This window comes from Fuchsiella alkaliacetigena (assembly GCF_023227765.1).
Taxonomy (GTDB): Bacteria; Bacillota; Halanaerobiia; order Halobacteroidales; family Acetohalobiaceae; genus Fuchsiella; species Fuchsiella alkaliacetigena.
In genome coordinates, this window is the sequence record NZ_JALKBZ010000096.1 from 1 (window position 1) to 4,086 (window position 4,086).

Consider the following 4,086-nt stretch of genomic DNA (forward strand, 5'->3'; position numbering starts at 1 on the left):
GAAATCTATTGTAATTATTTTCTAATAGACTTCGATTACAACAGAGATTATTTTTCACAACATTAATTAAAGAGCCTAAAAATACTTATAAACATTCTTCTTGGCTATCTTTCATAGAAAACAGGCTATCATTAGCTAAAAATTTATTATCAGAAGATGGTGTCTTAGTAGTTGCTATAGATGAAAACGAACAGGAAAAATTAGGTTTATTATTAGAAAGTATGTTTCCCGACTATGAAAAAACTTGTGTGACAGTTGTACATAATCCAGGAGGAATTCAAGGCCAGAATTTTTCCTATACACATGAATATGCTTATTTTGTTTTCCCTAACAATGGGCAATATATTGGAAAATATGAAAGGGATGATGCAAATAAAGTTCCTTTAAGAGATTGGGGAGGAGAAGAATCTAAAAGAGAGCATTCAGCAAATTGCTTTTATCCTATTTATGTAAAAAACAATAAAATTATTGATTTTGGTGATGTTTGTGCTGAAGACTTTCATCCTGAAGATGATAACATAAAAAATGAAGATGGTACAATTACTATATATCCAATAGATGATAATGGAGTAGAACGAAAATGGAGACATGCAAGACAAAGCGTTGAAGAAATCAGAGACGAATTAAAGTGTGAAGAAATTAATGATAAAAAAGTTATTATGAGATATAAATCTAGATTTAGATATAAAACTGTGTGGTTAAATAAAAAATATAATTCTAATGTTTATGGTTCTAAACTTTTAAATAATATATTAGGAAGCAAAGAATTTGACTTTCCAAAATCTATTTATAATGTATATGAATGCTTGCATGCTACTACTCAAAATGATCATAAAGCTAATATAGTTGATTTTTTTGCTGGTTCTGGAACAACAGCTCATGCTACTTTGAAATTGAACGAAGAGGATGATGGAGAAAGAAAATATATACTTGTAGAGATGGGTAATTATTTTGATAAGGTTACTAAAAAAAGGATTCAAAAACTAATGTACTCTAAAGAATGGAAAGATGGAAAACCACAATCTCAAGAAGGGTATAGTCATATATTTAGGTATCAAATTTTAGAACAATATGAAGATACGCTAGATAATATTGAATTTGAAGGAGAACAAATGACCTTAACTAGTCAACTTGATGATTATTTACTTAATTATATGCTTGATTATGAAACTCAAAAGTCATTGTTAGATATAGAAAAATTTGAAGATCCATTCAATTATGAATTGAAAATCAGAGAAGATAAAGAGCAAAAAAGAAAGAAAGTGAATTTAATTGAAACTTTTAATTATTTAATTGGCTTGCATATTAAGCAATTCGATATTTATGAATCTCAGAATAGAAAATATAAGGTTGTAACTGGTAAGCGAGAAAATGAAGAAATAATAGTCATTTGGAGAAAAGTTATAGATTTAAATTTAGAAGAAGATAAAAGGTTTATTGAAGAAGAAATTATAGCTAATAATGACTTCGATAAAATTTATATTAATGGTGATAATTACGTTACAGATTCGTTGCTGATAGAAGACCAATTTGATAAGCTATTATTCTCTAATTAAAGGAAGGTAGGTGATAAAATGAAATTACAGAATAGAACTATTTTGAATAGATATTTACTGTCACTGTTTGGAGTAAAAGAGTTTGCTGATTTTAAAGATAGAGATATCAAAACACTACGCCAAGCTATTAATCCACGCTATATTGAAGATGGTTTTGATGAAGAGGGAAAAAGTTATGTATTGAAAGCATTATTATCTTCAAATTTAGATATTGAGGATAAGTTATTAAAGAAACTAGAAGTCTATGATGAAAATATAAAAGATTATGTTGATCATATTAACGAAAAACGGGATCAGCCAATTGTTTTAAAATACTTTCAACATTTAGCTGTATTATTTACTGAGATTTTCTTAGATAGATACTTTACAAATAAAGAGTTGTTGCAAGAAGAATTAAATAAGTTTGTTGAACAGGAAAATGAGGAAATATCCAGAGATAAAAATAAATATTCTAAATTTGATGATAGAGATTTAAATAAATTAGCCTATTATATGGCCACCGGTTCTGGGAAGACATTAATTATGCACATTAACTATTTGCAGTACTTTAAATATAACAACCAAGAGATAGATAATATCATCTTAGTTACTCCTAATAGCGGATTAAGTGAACAGCATCTAGGAGAGTTTGAAAAGAGCAACATAAGTGCTGACCACCTATCTAATATTGGCGGAGGCCTGCTTAAAGATGAAGAAATTTACGTAATTGAAGTAACTAAATTAAAAGAAACAAAGACGGGCGAGGGTGAAAGTATAGAAATAAGCGAACTGGAAGGTAGAAACTTAGTATTTGTTGACGAAGGCCATAAAGGAAGTGGTGGAGATGTTTGGAAGGATAATCGAGAACAGTTAGCCGAGAAGGGATTTATATTTGAATATAGTGCAACCTTTGGCCAAGCAGTTGGAAATAGAATGGATCGCTCTGAAAAATGGAAGAATGAATCAGAATATTTTAGCCAAAAGGTAAGAGATTTAGATTTACCTACGGAAGTTAGGGAAGATATTTTTAATGAAAATAAAAATAATACTTATATTAATATGTCCCTGTATCAGCTAGAGCAAAAATTTGTAGAACATAATTTACCTGTATCAAAGCAAAAGCGAATAAAAGAACTTTATGTTAATCTATTAGATGAATATTCAAAGGCGATTATTTTCGATTATTCCTATAAGTACTTCTATAAAGATGGCTATGGGAAAGATTATAATATTCTTAATTTGAAAAAGGCTCAGCTGACGGAATACAATAATAAGTTTTTACTGGCTAATTTACTTTCTTTTTATGAGCAAAAGCTCTATTTTAAGAATGAAAATGAAAAGTTAACAGATTATAAGCTGGAAAATCCTTTATTGCTTTTTGTAGGGAATACCGTTATTGCTCCATCTGGCAATCTATCTAATGATGATAAAGAGAGTGTTAGTGATATCGAATTTATCATAACGTTTATGGAAGACTTCCTATCTAATTCAGGTAAAATAATAGATCAAATTGAAACTATTTTAAATAACCAAAGTGGCTTTGTAGATGAAAATGATAGAGATTTATTAAAGGATAGATATCCTTATCTGAAAAACGAAAAGTTAACTGGAGAAGAAATTTATCAGGGAATGATGGAAATAATCTTTAATACTTCCAGTCAAGCTGGAAATTTAGAGCTACATAAGATCCAAAACGGTGATGGTGAACTTGGTTTAAAGTTAAAAGGTGTAGAAGACTACTTTGCTTTAATTAACATTGGAAATGCTTCCAAGCTGGGTAACATACTAGAAGATAATGGTTTTATTGTTAAAGAAGATGATTTTTCAAGCTCATTATTTTTAAATATAAATAATAAAAACTCCAATATTAATATGTTAATTGGTTCTAAGAAGTTTACGGAAGGTTGGAACAGTTTTCGAGTTTCTAATATTGGATTATTGAATATGGGTAGGACTGAAGGTTCGCAAATAATTCAGCTGTTCGGAAGAGGAGTCAGATTAAAAGGTTTGAATAATTCTTTAAAGAGAAGTGCTTTCTTTAACAGTAGAAATCATCCAGACTACATAGCACTCTTAGAGACTTTAAATATCTTTGGTATAAAAGCAAACTATATGGAACAGTTTAAAGAGTATTTAGAAGAGGAAGGAATAGACACTAAAAGCAAGGAAGAAGTCAGATTACCAATTAAAGAGAATAAGGAGTTTTTAAATAAGAATCTTTATACCATCAAAGTAAAGAAGGGGTTTAGCTTTACTAAAGATGAATTTATAAGACTAAAATTAAATAAAAACTGCAAAGTAGAACTTGATTTAAGACCTAAGATGGAAAAGTTGGGAAGTGTAGGTATACTTCAATTACAAAATCAAGTTGAAGCTGATGTGTATAAGCCAAGAAGCTTTTCTAAGCAACAGTTAGAATTAATAAATTGGGACAAGCTTTATTTGGATATGGTAAAGTATAAAAATCAAAAAGATTTGGATCTCTGACTAATGTTGTGAAGAAAAATATGTAAATTTCAAAAATAAAAATGCATTTGACCAGGCTTTCTCT

General features: G+C 29.0%; 2 protein-coding genes. Both read left to right on the forward strand.

Going from position 1 to position 4,086, the window contains the following annotated elements:
• Positions 1 to 65 precede the first annotated feature (65 nt).
• On the forward strand, positions 66 to 1,556 hold the full coding sequence (locus tag MWH30_RS13540; RefSeq protein ID WP_308221625.1) for a DNA methyltransferase: 1,491 nt from the start codon (positions 66 to 68) through the stop codon (positions 1,554 to 1,556).
• Between the two features lie 18 nt (positions 1,557 to 1,574).
• Positions 1,575 to 4,022: a DEAD/DEAH box helicase family protein gene (locus tag MWH30_RS13545; RefSeq protein WP_248664630.1), complete on the forward strand. Its 2,448-nt coding sequence runs from the start codon at positions 1,575 to 1,577 to the stop codon at positions 4,020 to 4,022.
• Positions 4,023 to 4,086: the final 64 nt, after the last annotated feature.